We start from the raw sequence: 23,241 nt of genomic DNA on the forward strand, positions 1-23,241 counted from the left end.
TTATATGATGTTAAAGTAATATATAGGTACAAGAAATGAGATTTAAAGGATTGCCGGAAATATGAGAAAAGACCGTGGTTTTACCATAAGAAGGACTGTTAAGAAGCCGGCTGACAGCAGGCCGGTCGGAGATATAATAAAAGAGCTGAAGGGACAGAGTGCTAAAAATCAAGCTGATTACAGAGATTTATCACTTAAAATCCACGGACTGATATGTGCAAAATGCGGTACTGAATTTAATGAAAAAAATAAATCCCTTCTTACGGTCCACCATAAGGACGGAAACCATGATAACAATCCTGCCGATGGTTCTAACTGGGAAAATCTGTGCGCATACTGTCACGATGACGAACACAGCAGGGGGGTTTTAGGTGACTATCTGTCAGGAAAGTGAAGCTTATAATTCTGTGAGAGTTCTCTGCCATTTATTAAAACCTCAGCAGTCGAGGAGGAGCTTTTGACGCAGGTCAACAAAGTTAGACGATAGAATGCAGCTTGGTATGACTAACAAAAAGCAGAGGGTTATGGAGTACTATAACTCGGTAGCAGAGAAACGCGATTATTATATAAATAAGAACAAGTACTACTATGACGATCTGACTGGGTTTTTAAAGTTTACCATTCCTGCCGGTAAAAGAGTTCTTGAGATTGGCTCAGGCACAGGACATGTCCTTGCCGCTCTTGAGCCCTCCTACGGAGTTGGTATTGATTTTTCTCCAAAGATGGTTCAGATAGCTAAGCTAAAGTATCCCTCTCTGAGGTTTTTCAAAATAGATGCCGAGGACCTTGACCTTGACGATCAACCCTTTGACTACATAGTTATTTCAGATACAATCGGTCTTTTTGAAGACATCCAGCAGGTCTTTAAACACATGAAACACCTTGCTAATGAACACACACGAGTGGTTATAACATATAACTGTTCTCTCTGGCATCCTATACTAAGCATCGCTGAAACTCTGAGACTTAAAATGCCGAGGCAGCAGTTGAATTGGCTTGATGCGGAGGATGTCAGCCAACTTTTGTATCTTGAGGATTTTGAAGTAGTGAAAACCGGCAGAAGATTCTTATTTCCTAAGAATATATCATTTATATCTCCATTTATAAACGAATTTATTGCTCATCTTCCGTTTTTTAACTCTCTGTGTCTGACTGGTTACATAATAGCAAAGAAGGCACACAGAGCAGATGACACAAAACCTGAACCTACTGTAAGCGTTGTAATACCTGCAAGAAACGAACGGGGAAACATTGAAAACGCAGTAAAACGAACTCCAAAACTTGGCAGACATACGGAAATTATTTTTGTTGAGGGGCACTCTACTGATGGTACGCTGGATGAGATAAGACGCGTTTGCACACTTTACGGGGATAAATGCGATATCAAATACGCAGTGCAGGACGGTAAAGGCAAAGGGGATGCCGTAAGAAAGGGGTTTGCTATGGCAACCTGTGATATTCTCATGATACTGGATGCCGACCTCACTGTGCCTCCTGAGGAACTCCCTAAGTTTTACGAGGCTGTTGCCACTGGAAAGGGAGAATTTATAAACGGCACACGCCTTGTGTATCCTCTTGAAAAGGAGTCAATGAGGTTTTTAAACATGCTTGGAAATAAGTTTTTCTCAATAATGTTTACGTGGATTTTAGGTCAGCGCCTCAAAGACACACTGTGCGGCACAAAGGTTTTATCAAGAGAAAACTACCTGAGTATTCAGGCAAACAGGCACTTCTTTGGCGACTTTGACCCGTTTGGCGATTATGATCTCATATTTGGCTCAGCCAAGTTAAACTTAAAAATTATTGAAATTCCTATCACATACAGGGCCAGAGAGTACGGACAGACTAATATCTCAAGATTTTCACACGGCTGGCTGCTACTTAAGATGACGATGTTTGCCGTTAATAAGTTGAAATTCAAATAATACCAGGTTGAAACCATTGCAAAATCCTCAAAATGGAAAAGGGGTATTTTCCAATTAAGGGAATTTTTTAACTTACCCTTCTTTATTCTCTTACATTACTCTTACACTTGCTGACTACTACTCCAGTCCATAGTCTGACATGATTTCTATTGTTTACAGTAGGTATCAATTACAGCTTTCCAATCAGTTTCAAACTCACAGGATTCGGGTTTCTCTTTCTCCCACGTCCGGACTTCAACCATATTATTATTGCAACTAAAATCCTCCATAACTTTATTATTACTTTGCTTATCACAAAGCATCACAGTAATAACGTCATAATTAACGATTCTTGCCTTGAGTTTATAGTTATTCAATATGTTAGCAACGCTTGTGCAGGTGGGGCATAGTTCCTGAAGTGCCCTTTTATATTCGACTTCACTGAAATTATTTGGAATCTTACCGCTATAGTATCCCTCTACTTTTTGTGTCAAAGATGTCAAGTCCTCTTGCACAGGTGTGTATTTTTCAACTCTAACCTCTACGCATCCAAATAATACAATTCCTAAAAGTACCGTAAGAAGTTTCTTCAATTTGATCCTCCTTTAGACCAAAGGTCAATTTTGTCCTCATTCACACCTGTGTCGAGATTCCAGTCCTTGAGGTATTCCCCCATACTCTTTGTTGTAGCGGCATCAATGGTTTTAAAAAGCTTTATCCATATATCAGCAACCATACGCAGAGTTTCATCAAACACGGTATCAAAAGTAACGGTTCTGCCATCTGGCAGTTTCACGTTTTTTATGTACTTATCAGTGTCTTCTTCTGAAATTTCCGAAGAATACTTATATTCAAAGTCTTTAAAACCCCATACATGCCTGAATATAGGATTTGGATCGGTTATAAAATTGACACGCTTCAAATAATTCTCATGCCATGTATCAGGGTCAATGCTATCAAAATAAGCCGTCGCATTGGGATGTGCTTCCTGTAAAAGCTCTGTCCAGAACTGACTAATGGCAGGGTGAAGATGATTGGGGTCATTTGGGTCAGAGCAATCTTCAAGAGTGTTCAGGTATCCAAACCCGTTTCTTGGATTGGCATCCCGGATTTCATCACCTGTTCTATTTTTGAATATATGGACATCCCAGATCATTTCACAATGCCTGTGGTTTTCATGAGTAAACAGATAAATCCCTCCGACAACGGAGTTGACCACAGGATGAAGAAACGAGTCTACAATAACATGGCTGACATATCCGCATAACCAGGACAGGCAAATAGCAAAGTTATTATCATCCTTGTTCATTTTTAAAAGCTTGTCAGCCCCCAACTCAATAATTTTGCTTGTGTTCTCATAATGCATCCTGTTTGCCCAATTGTGTCCTCCCAACATCCCATTAATAATATCTGTAAGGTAAGGGTAATCGGGACCTGCAGCTCCTATTCTTGCAAACTGGTTGTACATCGCAATCTTGCCGGAATAAGGATGCTGTTTCCTGATTAAATCAGTTGCTCCCTGGGCTATTAAACAATGTGTAAATGTTGCTGGCATGGCCTTCTCCTCCCTAATTATTGCAATTTAACATCTTCAAAAATTTCTGGATTGTTAACTTGGCTATTATACAATACAACATGCTATATATAACATATATATTAGTAAAGTTATTATTATACATATAATATTTTTGCAAATGCCTTAAGTCACATTCTGTCCCTAACTTTTTTGGCTTAGTTATACTTCTGAATCAGACACTATAGAAGAAAGCTGGAGTAAATTTAGTAAATACTTAAATTTTTAGATAAGTTTTTAAAAAGTAAAGAGTTTTCCCTGTGGGTTTTTACCGATATTCTTAAGAACTGTTCGTTTAATCCTCTGTAGTTAGCACAGCTCCTTAACAATATGCCGCGGCTTCTGAGCTTATCATAAATATGTGCCGCCCGTGTATCTTTAATCAGATAATAATTAACCATTGAAGGAAAATATTGAATTTCATTTTTATTTAATGATTTTTCAAAGAATGCTTTTTCAGTCTTAAGCAAAGAAAATGTGTCCCGCTCATAGACATTGTCTTTAAGCGCTGTTACTAAAGCCCGCTGAGAGAGTGTGTTAACTGTCCATGGTTCTTTATATGTTTTTAAGAGGTTTGTAAGCCGTGCGTCCAAAAACACTGCGCCAATTCTAAGGCCGCACAGAGCATAAAACTTAGTGTATGACTTTAAGACTATAAGAAGTGGATTGTTTAAGATCTCGCCTGTCATGCTAAAGCTGTCAGGGTTTTTACTGTGAGAATATAAAAAATCCATAAACGCCTCATCCACTATCAGATAACAGCCAAAGGCATGTGCAGCCGCGGCAATCTTTAACATATCCTCTTTGCTTATAAATCCAGCTGTTGGAGTGTTTGGGTTACAGAGAAACGCTATATCGTGTCCTTTTAACGTTTCTATAAATGTTTGTGCATCAAGTTTGAAATTATCAGTCTCGTTAAGCGGGAAAAAGGAGATATCACTGACGCCATACATTGAAAGTGCTCGTTCATATTCGCTAAATGTGGGTGAGACAATGAGTGCCTTTTGAGGTTTTAATGCCCGTACTATTAAGTATATCAACTCGGTGCTGCCGTTACCACAGAGAATGTTTTCCGTGTTGACTCTGTAACGCTCAGAGAGTACCTGTGTCAACCTTCTACACTCCGTATCGGGGTAATTATTCAGAAATTTCAGAAATTTGCGAACCTCTGCTTTTACCTTTTTAGAGACACCACACGGGTTAGGGGAGGAGCTGAAATCAATTATCTTCCTCTGCGGTATGTTTAATGATTCAGCCAAAGAGTAAATATCTCCGCCATGAAGATGTGATGATGTGTTTGACATTATAATCTCAAAATAATCATAACAAGTATTGTTATCATGTCTTACCCAACTCAGCAACTATACCCTTAAACACCTTGTAAAACTGGTCATTTTCGGATATTGCCTTACTGAGAATTACCTTTAAATTTGGCAGGTCATTAACGTTTATGACCACATTTACGCTTTTAATATAGGCCGGCATACTGTCAAGTGTTTTATAGTTATTTCCTATAAGGGCAAGAAATATCCGTCTTCTGTTATTGACGGGCATAGTTTGAAATGTTTCAAGCAGCTCATTCTTTTCCGGGTCTCCGCCTCCAAAAGTCTCATTAAGAACCAGCACATCAAACTGGTTATACCTGATGCGGTCAAAGGCATTCTCTAAGTCAGGCGATATGGCCACATTGTATTTCAAGTCTCTGAGGGTCTCACTTATGATCTTAAGGTTACTCTGATTATCATCACACACGAGTGAGTCCTTAAACCCCTCCGTGTATTGCTCAAAATCCATTCCTCTGTAGTTTTGTTGTGCCACATGTCTCTCCTTTCTATTTCCGCTGAGGTGGAATGCTATTTAGTCTTAGCCTTGCGGGCATACTCTCTGTCCAATGACAGATTCTCTATATCTGTGGTTTTTTCGCCTCTGGTGCTCTTTACCGTATCTATGCCGCGGCCTACAAGAGCCTTACGTGAGGCGTAAGCCATCGCCGTTTCCTCAGTTATCAATCCAACCCTGAAGAGATTTACGATGGACTTGTCAAATGTCTGCATGCCGTAAGTCTCACCGGCATCTATGATTTCGTAGAAGGTTTTACCATCGGACTCACCGTTAACGAGGGTGTCCTTTACACGTAGGTTTGTTTTCATAATTTCAATGGCTGCAACCCTGCCTCCGCCCACTTTTGGCAGCAGCCGCTGGCTTACTATCCATCGGACTGTGTCTGAGAGACGGTTCCTGACTAAAACCTCCTCCTCTTTATCAAACATACCTATAATCCTGTTTATTGTTTGCCCAGCGTCTATCGTATGCAGGGTGGAAAGCACAAGGTGGCCGGTTTCAGCGGCAGTCATACCAATTTCCACAGTCTCTCTGTCTCTCATCTCTCCAACCAGTATGACCTTTGGAGCCTGTCTGAGAGCAGCCCTCAGTCCATTAGAAAATGTATCAAAATCCGAACCCATTTCCCGTTGGTTAAATGTGGCTTTCTTGTGCGGATGAACAAACTCAACCGGGTCCTCAAGCGTAAGGACATGTACCTGTTTGTTTTCATTAATTATATTTAACACGGCAGCAAGAGTTGATGATTTACCGCTTCCGGTGGCGCCGGTAATGAGTACAAGCCCGTTTTTTTCCTCCGCTATCTGCCCTAACACCTTGGGCACTTTTAAATCGGCAAGCGTAGGGATTCTTGACTCAAGTTTTCTTAAAACAATCGAATAGCTGCCTCTTTGGGAAAAAATATTTACCCTGAATCTGGCCTTGCCGGGAAGGGAATAAGACAGATCGCAGGAGCCGTGTTTAAGGAGATTTTCTGTAAGCCGCCTGTCAGCATTAATCAGATTCATGGCGAAAATTTCAGTCTGAAACGGGGTCAGTTCCTCTATTGGCATCTCTTCAAGATGTACCGGAAGGAGCACACCGGAGGATTCCACCTGAAGAGGTTTGCCAACGGTAAAGTTAAGGTCAGATACGTTACCAACGCTCTCTAACATCCCTGAAAGTATAAAGTCAACCTCAGCTCTTCTCATAATTATATCACCTCATTCTTAAGTTTTATTTAGAATTCCGGCGGCGGTTCCTTCAAAAATGGAATAAACCGTTTTTTGTCCATTGATTTATCATAGGCATCCTCGGCAGCTATCCACCCCTTATTAAGCAGATCAAGGATGGCGTCATCAAGAGTAACCATGCCAAGCTTCTTACCGGTCTGCATAACAGACGCAAGCTGCGGAGTCTTAGCTTCTCGTATAAGGTTTGCAGCGGCATAGGTTATAACCAGAATTTCAAGTGCAGCGCAGCGTCCCTTTTTATCTATCCGTTTAAACAGGTTTTGGGCAACAACACCCTTTAGGGCCTCAGACAGGGTGGTGCGAATCTGAGCCTGCTGGTTAGCAGGAAATACGTCTATTACTCTGTCAACAGTTTTAGTGGCACTTTGTGTGTGCAGGGTGCCAAAGACAAGATGGCCGGTTGAGGCTGCCTCTAATGCCAGTTGTATTGTTTCAAGGTCTCTCATTTCACCAACCAGTATTATGTCAGGGTCCTCACGAAGGGCACCTCTCAGGGCTGCCCCAAATGATCTGGTATCCGGCCCCACCTCACGGTGGTTAACTATACAGCTTGCACTTTTATGCACAAACTCTACAGGGTCCTCTATGGTTAGAATATGGTCTTTTCTGTTTTTATTAGCATAATCAACAATTGCGGCAAGGGTTGTTGATTTACCGCTTCCGGTTGGCCCTGTAACAAGCACAAGCCCCTTGTTAAGCATTGCAAACTTCTTACACACCGGCGGCAACCCAAGTTCATCAACTGTGGCGATTTTTTCCGGAATTTGTCTGAACACTGCGCCGACACCCCATTTTTGCTTGAAGAAATTAGACCTGAATCTGCCAAGCTTAGGGATTTCATAAGCAAAGTCCACATCGCCTGTTTCCTCGTAGAGTTTAACTTTCTCCTCAGGGGCTATCTCATAAAGCATAGCCTTAAGCTCGTCATTGTCAAGCTCTTTGTACTTAATACGCTCCATCTCCCCGCGGATACGCAATATTGGCTGAGAACCTGCCACCATATGCAAGTCCGATGCTCCCTGTTCATTCATAAGTTTAAAAAAGGCATCTATTTTTGCCATTTAGACCTCCAGCGTAAAAAGTCTTCAAATTTGTGTTTGCCTCACCCGCTTATGATTTTATCAAACGTTTCATGAGTTTGTCAAAAAAACGTTTGGCATTGTATGCTCTTAACGAGTATGGCTTAATGATTTCACTAAAAAAATGTTTTTATAGATAATTAAAGATATAGATTTAATTTTTTATTTTTTGTATAATATACAGATGTTTGAGTTTAAGAGGATAAAACGCCTGCCACCGTACGTGTTTGCTATTGTAAACAGCCTGAAGTCAGAGGCAAGGCGGCGCGGTGAGGACATAATTGACCTCGGCATGGGAAACCCTGACCTTCCAACCCCTGACCATATAGTCAGTAAACTCAGAGAGTCTGTTAAAAACCCTAAAAACCACAGGTATTCGGCCTCTCGTGGTATAACCCAGCTGAGAATGGCTATTTGTGAGTGGTATGAAAGAAGATATGGAGTGTATCTTGAGCCGGACCTTCACACCGTTGTTACAATCGGCTCAAAAGAAGGGCTGAGCCATCTTGCTCTGGCCGTTATTGAGCCAGGGGATGTTGCACTTACGCCAACCCCGGCGTATCCGATTCATCCGTATGCCGTTATAATTGCCGGGGGCCAGGTCAGAAACATTCCAATTGGCCCTGGTATTGATTTTTTTGAAGAGATGGAAAATGCTTACAAAAACTCATGGCCCCGCCCTAAACTACTTATTATTAATTTTCCGCATAACCCTACAACAGAAGTCGTCGGATTGGATTTCTTTGAGAAAGTCGTGGATTTTGCTAAGGAAAATAAACTTCTCGTTATACACGATCTGGCTTATGCCGATTTAGTGTTTGACGGCTACAAAGCGCCCAGCTTTCTGCAGGTAAAGGGAGCGCTTGACGTTGGCGTTGAGTTTTTCTCTATGACTAAGAGTTACTCTATGGCTGGATGGCGGATGGGGTTTTGTTCCGGTAATAAGGAAATTGTGGGTGCCCTTACGAAAATAAAAAGTTATCTTGACTATGGAACCTTTCAGCCAATTCAGATAGCCTCCATTGTGGCACTAAGAGGCAAACAGGACTGTGTGGATAAAATTGCAAAAACCTACGAAAAGCGCAGAGATGTTCTTATAGATGGGCTTAAAAGACTCGGCTGGGACATCCCGGCCCCTAAGGCTACGATGTTTGTCTGGGCTCAGATACCGGAGGAGTTCAGGAAACTTGGCTCACTGGAATTTTCAAAACTAATGATGATGGAGGCTAAAGTGGCAGTGTCTCCGGGAATTGGTTTTGGTGAGGGCGGAGACGATTACGTGCGTTTTGCGCTTGTCGAAAACGAGCAGAGAATCAAACAAGCTGTAAAGGGAATTAAAAAGTTCCTGTCAAAATGACAACCTTTAATGTTGGTATTATCGGCCTTGGCACAGTGGGTGGCGGCACCGCTAAAATCCTGCTTAACAATACAGATTTAATCCAAAAACGCTCCGGAATAGATATCCGGCTGAAAAAGATATCCGACCTTGATATTGAAAGAGACCGCGGGTTTAATATACCTGCCGGTGTTTTGACCAGAGATGCCTATGAAATAATAAATGACCCGGAAATATCCGTTGTGGTTGAACTTATTGGCGGCATAAATCCCGCTAAAAAATTCATCATTGATGCTCTGAAAAACGGCAAACATGTGGTTACGGCTAATAAGGCGCTCCTTGCTACCCACGGAACTGACATCTTTCAGGTTGCTGCCGACTGTAAGCGAATTGTTGGTTTTGAGGCAGCCGTGGCTGGCGGTATCCCCATTATAAAGGTATTAAAGGAGGGGCTTGCCGCAAATCACATACAATCCATATATGGCATAATTAATGGAACATCCAACTACATTCTGACAAAGATGACTACAGAGGGGGCAGAGTTTGCCAAAACCCTGTCTGACGCTCAACGCCTTGGTTATGCTGAGGCAGACCCGACCTTTGACATCGAAGGTATTGATACGGCACACAAGCTGACACTTTTAGCATCGCTGTCTTACGGTATTCCGCTATCATTTGACAGCATCTATAAAGAGGGAATCACAGCTATTACCCCTGAGGATATACAGTATGCTGCGGAGTTGGGTTATAAAATCAAGTTGCTTGCCATAGCTAAAATTGGGGGAGCAGAAATAGAACTCCGCGTTCATCCAACCATGATACCAAATAGTTTTATGATCTCAAAAGTTGACGATGTTCTTAACGCAGTGTATATAACCGGAGATGCTGTGGGAGAGACTATGTATTACGGGCGCGGGGCCGGGGATATGCCTACGGGCAGTGCCGTAGTGAGCGACATAATTGATATAGCCAAAAACCCAAACGCTCCGCTTACACAGGTTATAGGGGCAGAGCGTGAAAAATTTAAAATCAAAAACATAAAAGACATAGAAACTATGTACTATTTCCGCTTTACGGCACTTGATAAACCCGGTGTGCTTTCTAAAATATCCGGAGTGCTGGGGGCGCACAACATCAGTATCTCGGCAGTGATTCAAAAAGAACGCCGTGCCGGTGAGGCCGTTCCTCTTGTGGTACTGACCCATAAGGCAGTTGAAAGTAATGTCACAGGCGCAATCAGTGAAATAGACACATTACCTATTGTCTCAGCAAAGACTAAATTCATACGTGTAGAGGGAAAAGAATAATCCCCACAGGGAGCCAAATGGATGACATCATTCCAAATAAGAAATTAGATATAAGAGGGCTTAAATGCCCTTACACGTTTGTCAGATCAAAACTCACCATAGAGTCCATGGAGCCCGGTCAGGTGCTGGAAATACTGCTGGATTATCAGGAGGCGTCAAACAGCATCCCAAAGTCTATGGAGGACCACGGGCATAAGGTTCTACGAGTAGAGAAGATAAACGCCACAGAATGGATAATTCTCGTAAGAAAAGAAAACGATTAGTTTCAGATACAGGTTTTAAGGAGAGGGAATGGATTTTACTGAAGAACAGATATTACGATACAGCCGGCACATAATCCTGCCTGAGATAGGCGGAAAAGGGCAGGCTAAAATTGCCAAAGCAAAGGTTTTCATAATAGGCGCTGGCGGACTGGGCTGTCCGGTTGGATTTTTCTTAACTGCCGCCGGAGTCGGTACCATAGCGATGATTGATGACGATTACGTGGAGTTAAGCAATCTGCAAAGGCAGATAGCCCATAGCACCCGTACCATTGGAATGCCGAAGGTGGACTCAGCTCGTGCTACTTTTGAAGCCCTCAACCCGGATGTTGATTTCATTGCATTAAAGCAACGAATTACAGCCGAAAACATAATGGAGCTTATCGAGGGCTACGACATAGTGGTGGACGGAAGTGATAACTTTCCTACCAGATACCTGATAAACGACGCTTGCGTGCTTATGGGAAAACCACTGGCAAGTGCTGCAATTTTACGGTTTGAAGGGCAGGTGACTACTATAATCCCAGGGGTTGGACACTGTTACCGCTGCTTGTTTGAAGAGATGCCGCCGGCTGGCCTTGTGCCCTCGTGTCAGGAGGCCGGAGTGCTTGGAGTTTTACCGGGCATCATAGGCGGACTTCAGGCTATGGAGGTTCTTAAGATAATACTCGGTAAGGGGGATGTGTTAAAGGAATCACTGCTTATTTATGATGCGCTTAAGACAACTTTCAGAAAAGTTAAAGTGCCCAGAAACCCTGACTGTAAGGTTTGCGGAAAACACCCCACTATTACCTCTATGGATGGAGCTAACTATGGCGGGGACTATTGCCAGGGATAGGTGGTCTGAGACGTAATCCTGATTTAGAGAAAATGCTGTATTTTAATATTGATTGTAGAGTCTTTGCCAGAGCAGCAAGCTGTCAGCCGTGAAAAAATCCTTTCAGATAACAATAGAGCCGGAAAGAGGTGCTGCTCACTTCTTTCGTGAACTTTATGACTACCGTGAGCTTTTAGTGTTTCTTTCTATCAAGGATGTTCTTGTACGCTACAAACAAACCGTCTTTGGTGTTGCATGGGCAGTTATGAGACCAGTTTTAACTATGGCAATTTTCACCTTTATCTTTGGTAAGCTGGCTAAGATGCCATCACACGGAATCCCATACCCGGTACTGGTCTTTACAGCAATGCTTCCATGGCAGTTTTTCTCTAACACCGTAGCAGAAAGCAGTAACTCGCTTATCCTGAATGAAAACATGGTCTCAAAGGTATTTTTCCCTAAAATAATCATACCCACATCTGCTGTGATGGTTAGTTTATTAGATTTTTTTATATCCTTTGCTTTATTAGTTGGTATGCTGTCATATTACAACATCTGGTTTAATGTGAGAATTGTGTTTCTGCCTTTTTTTTTACTTCTGTTGACAATGCTGTCCCTTGGAATTGGCTACTGGCTCTCTGCGCTGAATGTAAAGTACAGGGATTTTCGGTATGTTATACCATTTGTTTTGCAGATAGGACTCTATGTGACCCCTGTTGGGTTTTCCAGTACAGTTGTGCCCGATAAGTGGAAACTTTTTTATTCACTAAATCCGATGGTTGGTATAATTGAAGGTTTCAGATGGGTTTTATCTGGCAGCTCAGCAGAGCTCTATACCATGGAAATCTATTTGGCAATTTTTATAACCTTATTGATATTGTTTACAGGTGTCTGGTTTTTTAATAAGAACGAATCAACTTTTGCAGATATAATCTGATGGCGCCAATAATTTTAGTTGAAAACCTCGGTAAAAGTTACATGATAAGCCATAAACTTGTGGGTACTTATAAGACCCTTCGTGAGTCTGTCTCTGCGTTGGTAAAAGGTGTTTTCAAAAAACTGTTGAGACTCAATAGTTCAGGAACCACGCAGGAGGAGTTATGGGCACTTAAGGATATTAATCTTGAGATAGCCGAGGGGGAGAGAATAGGCTTAATTGGACGAAATGGTGCAGGTAAAAGCACGCTGCTTAAAATTCTAAGCCGGATAACAGCGCCCACAGAGGGGCGAGCGGTACTAAGAGGGCGTGTAGGCAGTCTTTTAGAGGTAGGAACCGGCTTTCACCAGGAACTTACCGGACGTGAAAACATTTATCTAAACGGCGCTGTGCTTGGTATGAAAAAAAGTGAGATAAAGGCAAGTTTCGATAGAATTGTGGACTTTGCAGGGGTTGAAAAATTTCTCGATACGCCGGTTAAAAGATACTCATCGGGGATGTACGTGCGGCTGGCCTTTGCTGTTGCAGCTCATTTGGACACAGACATATTGCTTGTTGATGAGGTGCTGGCTGTTGGAGACATCAGTTTCAGAAAAAAGTGTATGGAGCGTATAAGAGAGATAAACACAGAAACAGGACGAACAATAGTTTATGTAAGCCATGATATTCCTACTGTCAGGCAAATATGCCAAAGGGTAATAATTCTGTCTGAGGGCAGGATAGTAAATGACGGGGAGGCAAACGAAACCACTTTATTATATGAACAAAATGCTCTTTACGGCTCTGATGTCTCACCGGCTGAGGTGGTAAGAAAACCTCTAAACAGCCCATTTTACCTTTCAAAAGTACAGATAAGAGATTTGGATGGTAATATTTGTAACAGATTTGAGACAGGTCAAACCCTGGAGCTTCATATATGGGCAGAGGGAGAGGCTCCTTATGAGAATTTTACCGTCGGATTTGACTTACACAGCGAATACGGTGACAGGATAACATTTGGTACCGCCAATCCAATCAATGACTGTTTCTTTAAAAAAACTGACCGCTACTTTGTCTGCACCCTGGGGCCGCTGCCGCTAACAACAGGCAAATACTTCTTTACGCTACACACTGAAATATGGCAAATGCACCCATGGGATGTTTGGCAGCAGGCCGTCTCTTTTTATATAACCGACTGTGACCCATACAAGACTGGATTTAACATTTATGCCTCCAATGTTACAATGTTTATTAATCAGAGTTGGCAGAGCTTACCGCCAGGGCAAGGTGAGTAATTAAGGTTACCTAGCTATTGAATCCGGATTGGTATGAGTGTCGTTTAGTGAAGATAGCACAGCATCAACGGTTGTTACAGCAGTACCTACAAAGCCAACCACAATGCCTGCGGCATGATTAGCTATCACAGCACTTTCCACTAAAGAAGCGCCTGACACATGAGCAAGCGTAAATGCTGATATGACAGTATCTCCGGCACCGGTAACGTCATAGACGGCTTTTGCCACTGTAGGAATGTGGTGAACCTGCGTTTCGTAAAAAAGACTCATCCCTTCATCGCCTCTGGTAATCAGCACAGTGTTAAGATTCAGGGTTTTAAGGAGTTTTTTGCCGGCTCGCTCCAGTGATTGCTTGTCTTCTATGGTAATCCCTGAGCCCTCCTGTGCCTCCTTTTTATTGGGAGTAATCAGGGAAAGCCCATGGTAGTATTGAAAGTGGCCAACTTTGGGGTCAGCAGATATAAACTTATGTTCACCTGCGGTCTTATCTACAAGAAACTTAATAAAACCCTGTGTTATGACGCCCTTTTTGTAGTCTGATATGATTATCCCGTCAAATTTATCAAAATTATCGCCAACATACTCTGTGATGTGTTTTAGAGCGGATTTGCCTATTGCAGCCCTGTTCTCTTTGTCAAAACGCACGACCTGCTGGCCGTGTGCCATGACACGGGATTTTGTCGTTGTCGGTCTTTGATCACGATATATACCAGCAGTGCTTATCCCGCGCTCTTTAAACAGAGACGATAACACAACCTCGTTGTAATCATCGCCAGCGACACCGGATATTGTTACGGATGCCCCAAGTGAAACCACATTGTTTGCCACATTGCCAGCCCCCCCAAGAAGATAACTCTCCCTCTCTACATCCACAACCGGCACTGGTGCCTCCGGAGATATCCTTTCCACCTTACCCCACACATAGTGGTCAAGTATTATATCCCCTATGACCAGAATGTGTCTGTCCTTAAATCTTTCCAATATGCTCGCAAATGACATCAGAAAACAAATAATATAACATGAGGCCTCTTTAAATCAATAAGAATAATTTTTAAATAACCCATCACACTAAATTGTCTTACAATTTTGACTTAATTTATTGAAATATGTTTCAATATGATGTTAGTAAATAAATTCTCCATCCGTGAGAATGCTACTATTTGTTAAGGAGGTTGTTTGATGAAAAGGATAGTAACCATTCTGATGTTCGCGGCTTTCACTTTGACAGCTGTAATGGTACTAAAAGAGGACGTATATGGTGAGACATATACTGACAGAGTTACATCAATGGAATTTGTAAAAATAGGTGCTGGCTTGTATATTGGTAAATATGAGGTTACAAACGCACAGTACAGAAAATTCAAACCTAATCACAACAGCAAAGCGCTTCATGAAATCTCTTTAAACGGTGATAAACAGCCCGTGGTGTATGTATCTTTTGATGATGCAGAGGAATTCGCAAAGTGGTTATCACATAAGACAGGGATGAAGTACAGACTGCCAACAGAAAAAGAGTGGGAGACTGCCTGTAAAGCAGGAGCAGATATTGACACATACTGGGAAAAGAGTGAAGATGCCTGTCGTTATGCTAATCTCATGGATGAAACGCATAGAGCTAAGGTATTTCCATACCTTCCACAGGAGAGTCTCATTATGGTTAATTGTGAAGATGGCTTTGTGCTAACAGCACCGGTAGGCAGCAAAGAGCCAAACAAATTTGGATTGTATGATATGTTGGGAAACGTGTCGGAGTGGACGGACACTCCCCATGTTGACAAACGTATTACACGAGGTGGAAGTTGGACTTCTATCCCAGAAAGAGCAACATGTTCTTACAGTAAACCAATATTGCCAAAAACATGGGCTGCTGATATAGGTTTTCGTCTAGTCCTTGAAAAGAAGTAGTAACTAATTAATAAACCTCAGTAAACACGGATGGACACAGATTATGGCCAGTAAATAAATCTGTGTTCATCTGCCATTAAAGCTCTCTCTTTGAATCTTTTTTTTTCGTTCGTTATTTATTTATCTTTCCTGCTTAAAATTAATGTAAAGTTATGATGTGAATCATAGAATATCAAGCCCTTAATAAGAGACAATCAGTGAAAAAAAGAGCTGTTAGTATCAGGATCAGTACAGATCCTTATTAAGGGTTAAAATATTCATAGAGGTGAGTTTTTATGTGAAACAAACGCGTAAGGAATCTGTTCGTCTTTGGCAGTTTTCTATGTTTTGTTGTGCTGGTAATTTTGACAGTTAACACATTCTCTCAACTTGATTCAAGAGCACCAAAAATAACTGAAGAGGTGGATTTGGGTAAGCAGATATGGCACAAGTATGACTGAATTGGTTTTCACACGATTTTTGGTAACGGCTCTTACTTTGCGCCTGATATGACAAAAATAACCGAGAAGGATCCAAAATCTTACCTTTAGAAGTTCCTGGTTAATCCAAAGAAAGTTAATCCCTCGGCTGCTATGCCGGTTTTGGGAATTACCGATGATGAGGCCGATACGTTAATCGCATTCCTTGAGTGGACTTCTAAAGTGGACACAAACGTCTGGCCGCCTAAACCAGTTCCTGGATTAAAGGTCTCCGGTGGAGGTACGGGCGATGTGGCTTACGAAAAGAACAATTGCTCCTCTTGTCACATTATCAACTGAGTGGGAGGAACTTCAGGTTCTGATATAACACACGTTGCTTTAAGGCATCCTGATCCGCAATGGCACAGAAAACATCTCGATAACCCGTCATCAATTACTCCTGATTCAGTTATGCCACCATATGCACAGCTTTCAAATGATGAGAAGAATCAACTTGCGGATTGATGGTGGCAACGTATTATGTGGTGCCTGAGGAGTCGGGGCGTGAGCTGTGGAGCATTCCACTTGCACAGTTTCAGTTTGGGCAACCGTTGTAACTGTACTTGTCGTAGTTGTTGGCTATATAATTATGGGATTATTCCCTCAGGCTAATATAACAGTATTTGGCACACTGATTTTAAATGAAGGACGTGAGTACATAGAAGCACCGCGGTGGGCCGATATTATGATCGCAGTGTCTGCAATCCTGTTTCTTATCAACAACGCTATGACTATGTTTAAGAGTAAGAAGATTACTGGAATCATGGGCACCCTGTTAGGAGGAATGTTGTTTCTGACTCTTATGTATCTGCCGGGAATGTTCTACACCAGCAGCATGGTTAAGGACCAGTACTGGTGGTGGTGGGTTGTGCACCTTTGGGTTGAGGGCGCATGGGAGGTAATAGCCGGAGCATGGAACGTCTCCTTGGGCTTGACTACGTAACCGTTAAAAATAACTTAAATACATGGTTCAGGATATGGAGAGCTGTCTTTGGAGTAACATATATAATAGGCGTATGTATGTTTGTTTATGACTTCTTTAAAATTGGTAAAGAACCGGTAACCGTAAAACAACCAGCCACTATCTAAGGCTATTAAAGTGTAAGGAGAGGTTTAAAGAATTTCATCCACAGATTGCGCAGATTTTCACAGATTTTTATGTCTGTGTTAATCTGTGGTTTAATCCTTTTGTGTATATTTAACTCTTTTATACACCATTATGATATACCTCATAGCTAAGCAATTCAAATTTATATTATAAGTATTGATGAATAAACTAAAAATTATAAGAAAAATAACTCATACCGAGTTGCAGTCAGAAAAAATTTTAACCACAGATGGATACAGATAAATTAAATAATCATAATCTGTGTTCATCAGTGTTTATCTGTGGTTTATTCGTTTTTTGTTAATCTACTTTTTTGACAGCTAATTGAGACCGTTGCAAAAATATTATAACACCAAAGTTGAGTTCAAAAATATAACAAAATGTTATAGAAAAAGGATGAGATTGCCACACCCCCTGCGGGAGTTCGCAATGACGGCGTGGGCTGTGCGTGGGCGTACCTATCCGTCATTACGAGGAGCGATAGCGACGTGGGCTGTGCGTGGGCGTACCTATCCGTCATTACGAGGAGCGATAGCGGCGTGGGCTGTGCGTGGGCGTACCTATCCGTCATTACGAGGAGCGATAGCGACGTGGTAATCTCATCATTATTATATTTTAGGCTGCTACTCGGTATTAATTGGGAAATACTTTTCCCACATTTTGGGAATTTTGCAACGGTCTCTAATTGGTATCAGTTAGTGTTTATTTTGTTTTTCTTTTGCAGATATGTGTGTGCAGCCGGCCTTATGCAGATGTTATTTGGGTGGTTTAGTCCAATTTCGCTAAAATTAAAGTTTGACCATAAGAATTTCCATAAATGCACGGATTGCCGCCAATGTGAAAAGGCATGTTTTATGGACGTCAAACCGCGTCTGCCTAAAAAAGACGTCAGTTGCGTTAACTGCGGTGAATGTATAACGGCATGTAATAAAGAGTTAGGAGTTAGTAACGGCCTGTTTAGTTTAACGTTTGGCGACGATAAAAAAGATTAACCCATAGCCCTGTTAATCATTTCCTTAATAAAGGTAAAGCCGCCGTGCCAAAACTGCGCATCTCTCATATCTATCCCTGCCTCTTTCAATATTACATCCGGTGAGGCTGACCCCCCGTAAGAGAGGATTTTTATAATTTTGGGAATAAATCCTCTGCCAACCTCCTTAAATCTCTTATACAGAGAAAGAGAGAGCAGCTCTCCAAAACTATAAGCATAGCAGTAAAACGGTGTGTGATAGATATGTGGAATGGTTATCCATTCAATCTGAAAATCATCTGAGACATCAACAGAGTCACCAAACTGCTCTCTGAGAAGTTCCATATAGACGCGGTTTAATTCGTTAACCGGGGCGCCATATTCAATCATTTCGTGAGCGGTTTTTTCAAAAATCACAAAGAAAGCCTGCCTGAGCACTGTTGCATACATGTCGTCAATGGCAGAGCTTAGGATTAGACGGCGTGTGGCGTCATCTTTTTCCTCTTCAAGCAGCCGCTCTGTAAGCAGCATCTCGGAAAACACGGAGGCTGTTTCAGCAAGGGGAAGTGGTGCATGGAAGGTCAGCACCGAGTGCTTTTGCGCTAATAGCGAGTGAACGGCGTGTCCAAGCTCGTGTGCCAATGTCGCTACCTGACGCGGCTCTCCAGTGTAGTTAAGAAGCACCCAGGGCGTTAGCTCAGGGAGCACTCCGTAACAAAACGCTCCTCCGCGCTTACCTGTGCGGTCCTCAGAATCAATGTGTTGTTTATCAAAGACACAGCCCGCTAGTTTAGCAAATTCCGGGCTAAAGTCGGCAAAACTTTCCAGCACCATTGAAACAGCTTGAGAATAATCAATTTTTTCCTTACTCTCAGCCTTTATAGGAGCATAGAGGTCAAATCGCCGAAGTTTTGGCAGATTAAGCCACTTTGCTTTTAATTTAAAATAATCATGAAACACGTATGAATCCTCTTTACATACCGAAAGGAGGGTCTCTATAACGTCATCCGGTATGTCGTTTGACTTATTGCGGACATTTATAGGACTTTTGAATTTCCTTAATCCAATTTGCTCCTTTGCCCAGTCTCTTACTCTGTAAGCGTACATCTGTGAAAGCACTGTTTCATCATTACCAAACACTCTGAAAAGCTCCTTATACGCTCTTTCACGAATCTCCGGGCGCATGTCTCTGACATAAACCATCAGGCCATCACGGGTGTTGTGCGTTGTCTTACCATCCACATCAATCACAAAGTCGTACTTGCTTGTAAACATGTCGTAGAGGGTTAACAAAGCGCCTGAGCCGTTTGTGTCTTTTATGTTGATTATTTTTTCCTCAGGCTCAGTAAGTGTATGCTCTTTGAACTGCCTCAGTCTTTCAAGATAATATTTCAGATTGCCGGAGGAATCTAAAAGCCGCTCCGATTCCTCATCGGTGAGTGATTTCCACCACAGACTGAAAAACAGTATCCGGTTTTGCATATCAGTCAGGAAATTCTCAACATTTCCCATGATGGCAAGAGCCTCTGTATCCTGAGTATCCTCGGAGAATCTGAGAACACTGTAAGCGGTTATTTTTCCGGCAACAGTTGCAAAATTCTCTGTTAATGTCAGAATTTCCCGGAAAGCTCCGACATTCATATCAGCTTTAAGCGTGTTTCTTTTTGACTCAATCTGAGCCACACAGTTCTCTATTTCTATAAAAACCTTTTGGACTTCTTTATCGGATGGTAAAAGCTCAGTCAAATCCCACCGGCTCTTTTGATATTGTTGCACTGCCAGATACCTCCTCAGTAATCAATATTCGCACTGCTTGTATTATATACCTTTTAACATTTTAATACGAGGTGATGAAAGTTACTGCAAAGTTAAGAATGATATTGTACAGTAAAGTGTACATTCCATCTAAACCTTCCTCTCAGGCCCTGACGTAGTTAGGGCCTTTTTTTTGCAGTCTTCCGGATTTTTGGAGGATGAAAATATTATTGACAACATAAATAAAATAATGTTATAGTTTTTTACAGTTATAGGTGGCTGGGGTTTGCGTAATAGGCATCCGTGATTGAATGGAAAATGTCTGGGTTAAAATCTGTAAAAGCGGAGGGCAGTTATGGTTACACATGAGGCAGGGCATAACGTAAAAAGATATGTGTTTTTAGGTTCGTTTCTGGGCGGACTGATAGGGGCAACGGCAGCTCTGTTACTTGTGCCGCAAAGTCCTGAGGACAGAAAAAAGACCCTTACCGATATTCAAAGAGATTTGTTTAATCCGATAAAAAACAAGTTTAACGAGCTGGTGGAACACGTTGGTGATACGCTTATAAAGGCAATTGATGACGCCGCTAAGAATGCTGTGGAAAATGTAACTGACAGCACAGTTGACAGTATTGATGATATTGATGACTAAATTAATTTCTGGTAAGGGGTGAGTGTATGGATATGAAGCTCTTTTTATTGCTTTGTTTTGTGCTGCTTGCCGTGTTAGTACCGTTTTTAGTTCATATACTGATTCAAATCAGCCGAATGATAGGTTCACTGACAGGATTAATAAAAACCACGGATACATCTCTTTCCAACCTGATGTCTGAGGTCACTCTAACTGTTAAAATAGCAAACAATATAGTTAAAACAATAGATGAGGTCATAGCCGGATTCAGAGAGTTTGTTGGTGCACTCAAGGAATTAGGAGAGGGTGCCAGGAAACTATCCGGTGCACTTAAGGACTCGGTCGGATATATTGTTAATCTGATGTCCCAAACATCCGGCCTGTTCGCTTTATTAAAAAAAGCAATAGAAATGTTAATGAAAGGAATAAAGAAAAAAGGAGGTCAAAATGAGCAAGAATGAGGAAAATAAGGGGGTTTCATCTGCTTTTATAGCAGTAGCAACGGTGCTTGGCAGCATGGCGGGCGCTTTGTTAGGTCTTGTGGTTGCCCCTCAGACGGGTAAACAGACGAGAGAGAAAATTAAGGAAACCTACTCTGGTATGGTTGATAGCATCAACACGGTTGTTAAGAAGGTTGATGGTACACTGCCGGGTGTGCTGGAAAAATTTAGAACAGAGCTTAAAGAAGTCCCTGAGCAGTTGAAAAGCGATATAATAATGCTGTCTAAGGAGGCTGAGGGTAAGATGAATGAAGCCGTTGAAATGGGTAGTACAATAATAAGCGGTTTTAAAAACACTATTTCCTCTACTTTGGATGATGGTAAAAAAGTTATTGCTGCTAAATTTGACAATGATGAAAAAAAAAAGGATTAGCCTCTGATACCACAAACAAGGAAACTGTAGTGAAGAGAAGGGGCCGCAAAAAGAAAAAAAACGAAACAGCGTTAGAGTAAACTTAGTTTCGATTTAGAGTCAAGCTTTTTTAAGTGATATCAATTCGTATTCGCAGATGGAGGTTAATAAGTGACGGGCGTTTTTGCCCATGGTAAAAGGTTTGCCTCACATAACCCCTTTAATGTTAAACACATCCGATTTCAACTACGACTTGCCAGTGCAGCTAATAGCTATGCGGCCAGCTGCTAAGAGACAGAAATCCCGCCTTATGGTGTTAAAAAAAGACGGCGCAATCAAACATAACTTATTTGAAAAGATACCGGATTATTTTAACTCCGGCGATATGCTGATTCTTAATGAAACAAAAGTAGTTCCGGCAAGACTAATCGGTAAAACTCAGTACGGCAAGACTTTGGATATTCTTATAACCGGAAAATCCTCCGGAGACCGTTATGGCATACTTTCAAGAGGAAAATACAGCGGTATACTGCACTTTGAAGGCGGTTTTACGTGCCGGGTTTATGAGGGCAAAGAGGCAGAGTTTCAAAGCCCTGAAATCCTTAAAGAACTAATTTCTAAAAACGGCCTTATGCCCCTGCCCCCCTATATCAACCGCTTGCCAGAAGACTCAGACAGAGAGCGCTACCAGTGTGTTTACGCAAAACACGAGGGCTCAATAGCTGCACCAACTGCAGGACTTCATTTCACTGATGAGTTACTTGCAGACATCAAAACCAAAGGCATAACCATCCGTGCCGTAACTCATCACGTGGGAACTGGTACTTTCAGGCCTGTGAAAACTGAATTTGTTGAGGCACACAGGATGGATGAGGAGTCATTTGAGATGGACTCATTGCTGACAGATGATATAATTGGTGTGAAAGCCAACGGCGGCAGGGTTATCTATGTGGGAACCACAGTAACCAGAGCAGTTGAAAGCGTATTGTCAGGGACTTATGAAGCAGATGTCTCAACAGATGGAAAACTTAGAGGGAGAACCTCATTTTTTATTTACCCCGGCTATGTGTTTAAAGGAGCGGATGCGATAATTACAAATTTTCATCTGCCGCGCTCTACTCCGCTTTTTCTTGTCAGCGCTTTTATCGGCAAAGATAATGTGCTAAACGCTTATAACGAGGCAATTAGTGCAGGATATAGATTTTTTTCATATGGTGATGCTATGCTATTATTATGAAGTTAGGTTTTTTTGGTAAATTCGATTACAACTTCATAGAGGGAAAGGGGCTATTGATAGCTATAATTATTTCTTTTTCATCAATCAGTTTCATAATAGGTTTTTTTGCCGGCAAGAAGTTCTCTGGTGGTGAGATACCGCAGTCAGCTAAGAAGATAGGCGGATTTGTAGTTACAGAGGTTAAGACGATTAAAGAGGAAACAGCGCACACTGTAGCAACACCCACCCCTGATATAACCACAGAACAGGAGCGCCCGGCACCAGAGACTACAAAACACCAGCAACAACAGCAAAAAATAGCCGGCTTAACTGAAACTCCACATGCCATCGAGGAAACCTATACAGAGCCCGTGGCAGAAGTACATGAGCCCTCACCAAAACCCCAACGGCAAGTCCATCAGACGCCCAGGCAGGAACAAAAACCAGAGCCAAAAGCAGCAGTGAAAAAAACTGCGCAGCCAAAGGTAAAACCAGTTCCGGAAAAGCTGTTAAAGCAGCCTGAGGCAGCACACGGACAGAGGTATTTCATACAGGTTGGTGCTTTTAAAAATGTACTGGAAGCTGAAAAAGTACAGGAAGACCTAAAGAGAAAAGGTTTTAGTGCAAACATACTAAAAACTCCAATAAAAGACGGTGTCACTTTATTTAAGGTACGGGTAGGCGACTACAGTTCGCAGACGGAGGCTAATGCAGTCTTAGGACGGCTCAGCAAAAAAGGCTTCAAAGCCTTCATAAGAGGTGAACCACGATAACCGTACAACTTA

General features: G+C 41.9%; 28 protein-coding genes. 20 read left to right on the forward strand and 8 right to left on the reverse strand.

What is annotated here, in order from left to right:
- Nucleotides 1–61 precede the first annotated feature (61 nt).
- Nucleotides 62–394 carry an HNH nuclease family protein gene (locus HQK88_10170; protein ID MBF0617163.1) on the forward strand — a complete coding sequence of 111 codons (333 nt, stop codon included), beginning with the start codon at nt 62–64 and terminating at the stop codon, nt 392–394.
- A gap of 94 nt (nt 395–488) precedes the next feature.
- Nucleotides 489–1,925 carry a glycosyltransferase gene (locus tag HQK88_10175; GenBank protein MBF0617164.1) on the forward strand — a complete coding sequence of 479 codons (1,437 nt, stop codon included), beginning with the start codon at nt 489–491 and terminating at the stop codon, nt 1,923–1,925.
- 146 nt (nt 1,926–2,071) lie between these two features.
- Here the strand turns inward: HQK88_10175 and HQK88_10180 are convergent, their stop codons facing one another.
- The 6 genes from HQK88_10180 to HQK88_10205 form a co-directional block, all read right to left on the reverse strand.
- Nucleotides 2,072–2,497, reverse strand: coding sequence for a hypothetical protein (locus tag HQK88_10180; protein MBF0617165.1), 426 nt, complete (start codon nt 2,495–2,497; stop codon nt 2,072–2,074).
- On the reverse strand, nt 2,494–3,459 hold the full coding sequence (locus HQK88_10185; GenBank protein MBF0617166.1) for a zinc dependent phospholipase C family protein: 966 nt from the start codon (nt 3,457–3,459) through the stop codon (nt 2,494–2,496). The genes HQK88_10180 and HQK88_10185 overlap by 4 nt, the downstream gene beginning before the upstream one ends.
- Before the next feature lie 224 nt (nt 3,460–3,683).
- A complete protein-coding gene (locus tag HQK88_10190; GenBank protein ID MBF0617167.1) occupies nt 3,684–4,781 on the reverse strand; it encodes an aminotransferase class I/II-fold pyridoxal phosphate-dependent enzyme in 1,098 nt (365 codons plus the stop codon).
- A 34-nt stretch (nt 4,782–4,815) separates the two neighbouring features.
- Nucleotides 4,816–5,295 carry a response regulator gene (locus HQK88_10195; GenBank protein MBF0617168.1) on the reverse strand — a complete coding sequence of 160 codons (480 nt, stop codon included), beginning with the start codon at nt 5,293–5,295 and terminating at the stop codon, nt 4,816–4,818.
- Nucleotides 5,296–5,330: 35 nt separating this feature from the next.
- On the reverse strand, nt 5,331–6,509 hold the full coding sequence (locus tag HQK88_10200; protein ID MBF0617169.1) for a PilT/PilU family type 4a pilus ATPase: 1,179 nt from the start codon (nt 6,507–6,509) through the stop codon (nt 5,331–5,333).
- A gap of 29 nt (nt 6,510–6,538) precedes the next feature.
- On the reverse strand, nt 6,539–7,612 hold the full coding sequence (locus HQK88_10205; protein MBF0617170.1) for a type IV pilus twitching motility protein PilT: 1,074 nt from the start codon (nt 7,610–7,612) through the stop codon (nt 6,539–6,541).
- Between the two features lie 202 nt (nt 7,613–7,814).
- On the opposite strand from HQK88_10205, the gene HQK88_10210 reads away from it, so the two are divergent.
- The 6 genes from HQK88_10210 (at nt 7,815) to HQK88_10235 (ending at nt 13,561) form a co-directional block, all read left to right on the forward strand.
- On the forward strand, nt 7,815–8,987 hold the full coding sequence (locus HQK88_10210) for an aminotransferase class I/II-fold pyridoxal phosphate-dependent enzyme (protein MBF0617171.1): 1,173 nt from the start codon (nt 7,815–7,817) through the stop codon (nt 8,985–8,987).
- Nucleotides 8,984–10,273: a homoserine dehydrogenase gene (locus tag HQK88_10215; GenBank protein ID MBF0617172.1), complete on the forward strand. Its 1,290-nt coding sequence runs from the start codon at nt 8,984–8,986 to the stop codon at nt 10,271–10,273. Before HQK88_10210 ends, HQK88_10215 begins: the two co-directional genes overlap by 4 nt.
- A 17-nt stretch (nt 10,274–10,290) precedes the next feature.
- A complete protein-coding gene (locus tag HQK88_10220) occupies nt 10,291–10,536 on the forward strand; it encodes a sulfurtransferase TusA family protein (protein MBF0617173.1) in 246 nt (81 codons plus the stop codon).
- Between the two features lie 28 nt (nt 10,537–10,564).
- Nucleotides 10,565–11,371, forward strand: a complete 807-nt coding sequence (gene moeB, locus HQK88_10225) for a molybdopterin-synthase adenylyltransferase MoeB (GenBank protein MBF0617174.1) — start codon at nt 10,565–10,567, stop codon at nt 11,369–11,371.
- A gap of 88 nt (nt 11,372–11,459) precedes the next feature.
- Nucleotides 11,460–12,287 (forward strand): ABC transporter permease, encoded by an 828-nt coding sequence (locus HQK88_10230; protein MBF0617175.1) that lies wholly within the window; start codon nt 11,460–11,462, stop codon nt 12,285–12,287.
- Nucleotides 12,287–13,561 (forward strand): ABC transporter ATP-binding protein, encoded by a 1,275-nt coding sequence (locus HQK88_10235; GenBank protein MBF0617176.1) that lies wholly within the window; start codon nt 12,287–12,289, stop codon nt 13,559–13,561. Before HQK88_10230 ends, HQK88_10235 begins: the two co-directional genes overlap by 1 nt.
- A 6-nt stretch (nt 13,562–13,567) precedes the next feature.
- On the opposite strand, the gene rfaE1 is transcribed toward HQK88_10235, so the two are convergent.
- Nucleotides 13,568–14,542, reverse strand: coding sequence for a D-glycero-beta-D-manno-heptose-7-phosphate kinase (rfaE1, locus tag HQK88_10240; protein MBF0617177.1), 975 nt, complete (start codon nt 14,540–14,542; stop codon nt 13,568–13,570).
- A 198-nt stretch (nt 14,543–14,740) separates the two neighbouring features.
- Between rfaE1 and HQK88_10245 the strand changes: the two genes are divergently transcribed.
- The 7 genes from HQK88_10245 (at nt 14,741) to HQK88_10275 (ending at nt 18,024) form a co-directional block, all read left to right on the forward strand.
- A complete protein-coding gene (locus HQK88_10245; protein ID MBF0617178.1) occupies nt 14,741–15,466 on the forward strand; it encodes an SUMF1/EgtB/PvdO family nonheme iron enzyme in 726 nt (241 codons plus the stop codon).
- Nucleotides 15,467–16,038: 572 nt separating this feature from the next.
- Nucleotides 16,039–16,224, forward strand: coding sequence for a hypothetical protein (locus HQK88_10250; protein MBF0617179.1), 186 nt, complete (start codon nt 16,039–16,041; stop codon nt 16,222–16,224).
- A complete protein-coding gene (locus tag HQK88_10255) occupies nt 16,225–16,389 on the forward strand; it encodes a cbb3-type cytochrome c oxidase subunit II (GenBank protein ID MBF0617180.1) in 165 nt (54 codons plus the stop codon).
- Between the two features lie 46 nt (nt 16,390–16,435).
- Entirely contained in the window at nt 16,436–16,867 is a 432-nt protein-coding gene (locus tag HQK88_10260; GenBank protein MBF0617181.1) for a cbb3-type cytochrome c oxidase subunit I, read from the forward strand.
- Complete coding sequence (locus HQK88_10265; GenBank protein MBF0617182.1) at nt 16,837–17,013, forward strand: hypothetical protein; 177 nt, start codon at nt 16,837–16,839, stop codon at nt 17,011–17,013. Before HQK88_10260 ends, HQK88_10265 begins: the two co-directional genes overlap by 31 nt.
- Before the next feature lie 448 nt (nt 17,014–17,461).
- Entirely contained in the window at nt 17,462–17,629 is a 168-nt protein-coding gene (locus HQK88_10270) for a hypothetical protein (GenBank protein ID MBF0617183.1), read from the forward strand.
- A 149-nt stretch (nt 17,630–17,778) separates the two neighbouring features.
- Complete coding sequence (locus tag HQK88_10275; protein ID MBF0617184.1) at nt 17,779–18,024, forward strand: hypothetical protein; 246 nt, start codon at nt 17,779–17,781, stop codon at nt 18,022–18,024.
- Here the strand turns inward: HQK88_10275 and HQK88_10280 are convergent.
- Nucleotides 18,021–19,784 (reverse strand): M3 family oligoendopeptidase, encoded by a 1,764-nt coding sequence (locus HQK88_10280; protein ID MBF0617185.1) that lies wholly within the window; start codon nt 19,782–19,784, stop codon nt 18,021–18,023. The two genes, HQK88_10275 and HQK88_10280, sit on opposite strands and share 4 nt — an antisense overlap.
- A gap of 328 nt (nt 19,785–20,112) precedes the next feature.
- Here HQK88_10280 and HQK88_10285 point away from each other — a divergent pair, with 328 nt between their 5' ends.
- The 5 genes from HQK88_10285 to HQK88_10305 all read left to right on the forward strand — a co-directional run bounded on the left by HQK88_10285 (nt 20,113) and on the right by HQK88_10305 (nt 23,229).
- A complete protein-coding gene (locus HQK88_10285) occupies nt 20,113–20,409 on the forward strand; it encodes a YtxH domain-containing protein (GenBank protein MBF0617186.1) in 297 nt (98 codons plus the stop codon).
- 26 nt (nt 20,410–20,435) lie between these two features.
- Complete coding sequence (locus tag HQK88_10290; protein ID MBF0617187.1) at nt 20,436–20,849, forward strand: hypothetical protein; 414 nt, start codon at nt 20,436–20,438, stop codon at nt 20,847–20,849.
- Nucleotides 20,836–21,261 (forward strand): YtxH domain-containing protein, encoded by a 426-nt coding sequence (locus tag HQK88_10295; protein MBF0617188.1) that lies wholly within the window; start codon nt 20,836–20,838, stop codon nt 21,259–21,261. The genes HQK88_10290 and HQK88_10295 overlap by 14 nt, the downstream gene beginning before the upstream one ends.
- 202 nt (nt 21,262–21,463) lie before the next feature.
- Nucleotides 21,464–22,477, forward strand: coding sequence for a tRNA preQ1(34) S-adenosylmethionine ribosyltransferase-isomerase QueA (gene queA / locus HQK88_10300; protein ID MBF0617189.1), 1,014 nt, complete (start codon nt 21,464–21,466; stop codon nt 22,475–22,477).
- Complete coding sequence (locus HQK88_10305; protein ID MBF0617190.1) at nt 22,474–23,229, forward strand: SPOR domain-containing protein; 756 nt, start codon at nt 22,474–22,476, stop codon at nt 23,227–23,229. The genes queA and HQK88_10305 overlap by 4 nt, the downstream gene beginning before the upstream one ends.
- The last annotated feature ends 12 nt before the right edge of the window (nt 23,230–23,241 follow it).

The sequence above is a fragment of the Nitrospirota bacterium genome (assembly GCA_015233895.1).
In the GTDB taxonomy this organism is placed as follows: Bacteria; Nitrospirota; Thermodesulfovibrionia; order Thermodesulfovibrionales; family Magnetobacteriaceae; genus Magnetomonas.

Coding starts and splice junctions, on each gene's coding strand:
- HQK88_10215 (MBF0617172.1), top strand. CDS start 8,984: ATGACAACCTTTAATGTTGGTATTATCGGCCTTGGCACAGTGGGTGGC.
- HQK88_10270 (MBF0617183.1), top strand. CDS start 17,462: ATGACGGCGTGGGCTGTGCGTGGGCGTACCTATCCGTCATTACGAGGA.
- HQK88_10220 (MBF0617173.1), top strand. CDS start 10,291: ATGGATGACATCATTCCAAATAAGAAATTAGATATAAGAGGGCTTAAA.
- HQK88_10275 (MBF0617184.1), top strand. CDS start 17,779: ATGCAGATGTTATTTGGGTGGTTTAGTCCAATTTCGCTAAAATTAAAG.
- moeB (MBF0617174.1), top strand. CDS start 10,565: ATGGATTTTACTGAAGAACAGATATTACGATACAGCCGGCACATAATC.
- HQK88_10170 (MBF0617163.1), top strand. CDS start 62: ATGAGAAAAGACCGTGGTTTTACCATAAGAAGGACTGTTAAGAAGCCG.
- queA (MBF0617189.1), top strand. CDS start 21,464: ATGTTAAACACATCCGATTTCAACTACGACTTGCCAGTGCAGCTAATA.
- HQK88_10305 (MBF0617190.1), top strand. CDS start 22,474: ATGAAGTTAGGTTTTTTTGGTAAATTCGATTACAACTTCATAGAGGGA.
- HQK88_10185 (MBF0617166.1), bottom strand. CDS start 3,459: ATGCCAGCAACATTTACACATTGTTTAATAGCCCAGGGAGCAACTGAT.
- HQK88_10190 (MBF0617167.1), bottom strand. CDS start 4,781: ATGTCAAACACATCATCACATCTTCATGGCGGAGATATTTACTCTTTG.
- HQK88_10235 (MBF0617176.1), top strand. CDS start 12,287: ATGGCGCCAATAATTTTAGTTGAAAACCTCGGTAAAAGTTACATGATA.
- HQK88_10175 (MBF0617164.1), top strand. CDS start 489: ATGCAGCTTGGTATGACTAACAAAAAGCAGAGGGTTATGGAGTACTAT.
- HQK88_10285 (MBF0617186.1), top strand. CDS start 20,113: ATGGTTACACATGAGGCAGGGCATAACGTAAAAAGATATGTGTTTTTA.
- HQK88_10295 (MBF0617188.1), top strand. CDS start 20,836: ATGAGCAAGAATGAGGAAAATAAGGGGGTTTCATCTGCTTTTATAGCA.
- HQK88_10265 (MBF0617182.1), top strand. CDS start 16,837: ATGGAACGTCTCCTTGGGCTTGACTACGTAACCGTTAAAAATAACTTA.
- HQK88_10200 (MBF0617169.1), bottom strand. CDS start 6,509: ATGAGAAGAGCTGAGGTTGACTTTATACTTTCAGGGATGTTAGAGAGC.
- HQK88_10245 (MBF0617178.1), top strand. CDS start 14,741: ATGAAAAGGATAGTAACCATTCTGATGTTCGCGGCTTTCACTTTGACA.
- HQK88_10210 (MBF0617171.1), top strand. CDS start 7,815: ATGTTTGAGTTTAAGAGGATAAAACGCCTGCCACCGTACGTGTTTGCT.
- HQK88_10205 (MBF0617170.1), bottom strand. CDS start 7,612: ATGGCAAAAATAGATGCCTTTTTTAAACTTATGAATGAACAGGGAGCA.
- HQK88_10290 (MBF0617187.1), top strand. CDS start 20,436: ATGGATATGAAGCTCTTTTTATTGCTTTGTTTTGTGCTGCTTGCCGTG.
- HQK88_10250 (MBF0617179.1), top strand. CDS start 16,039: ATGCCGGTTTTGGGAATTACCGATGATGAGGCCGATACGTTAATCGCA.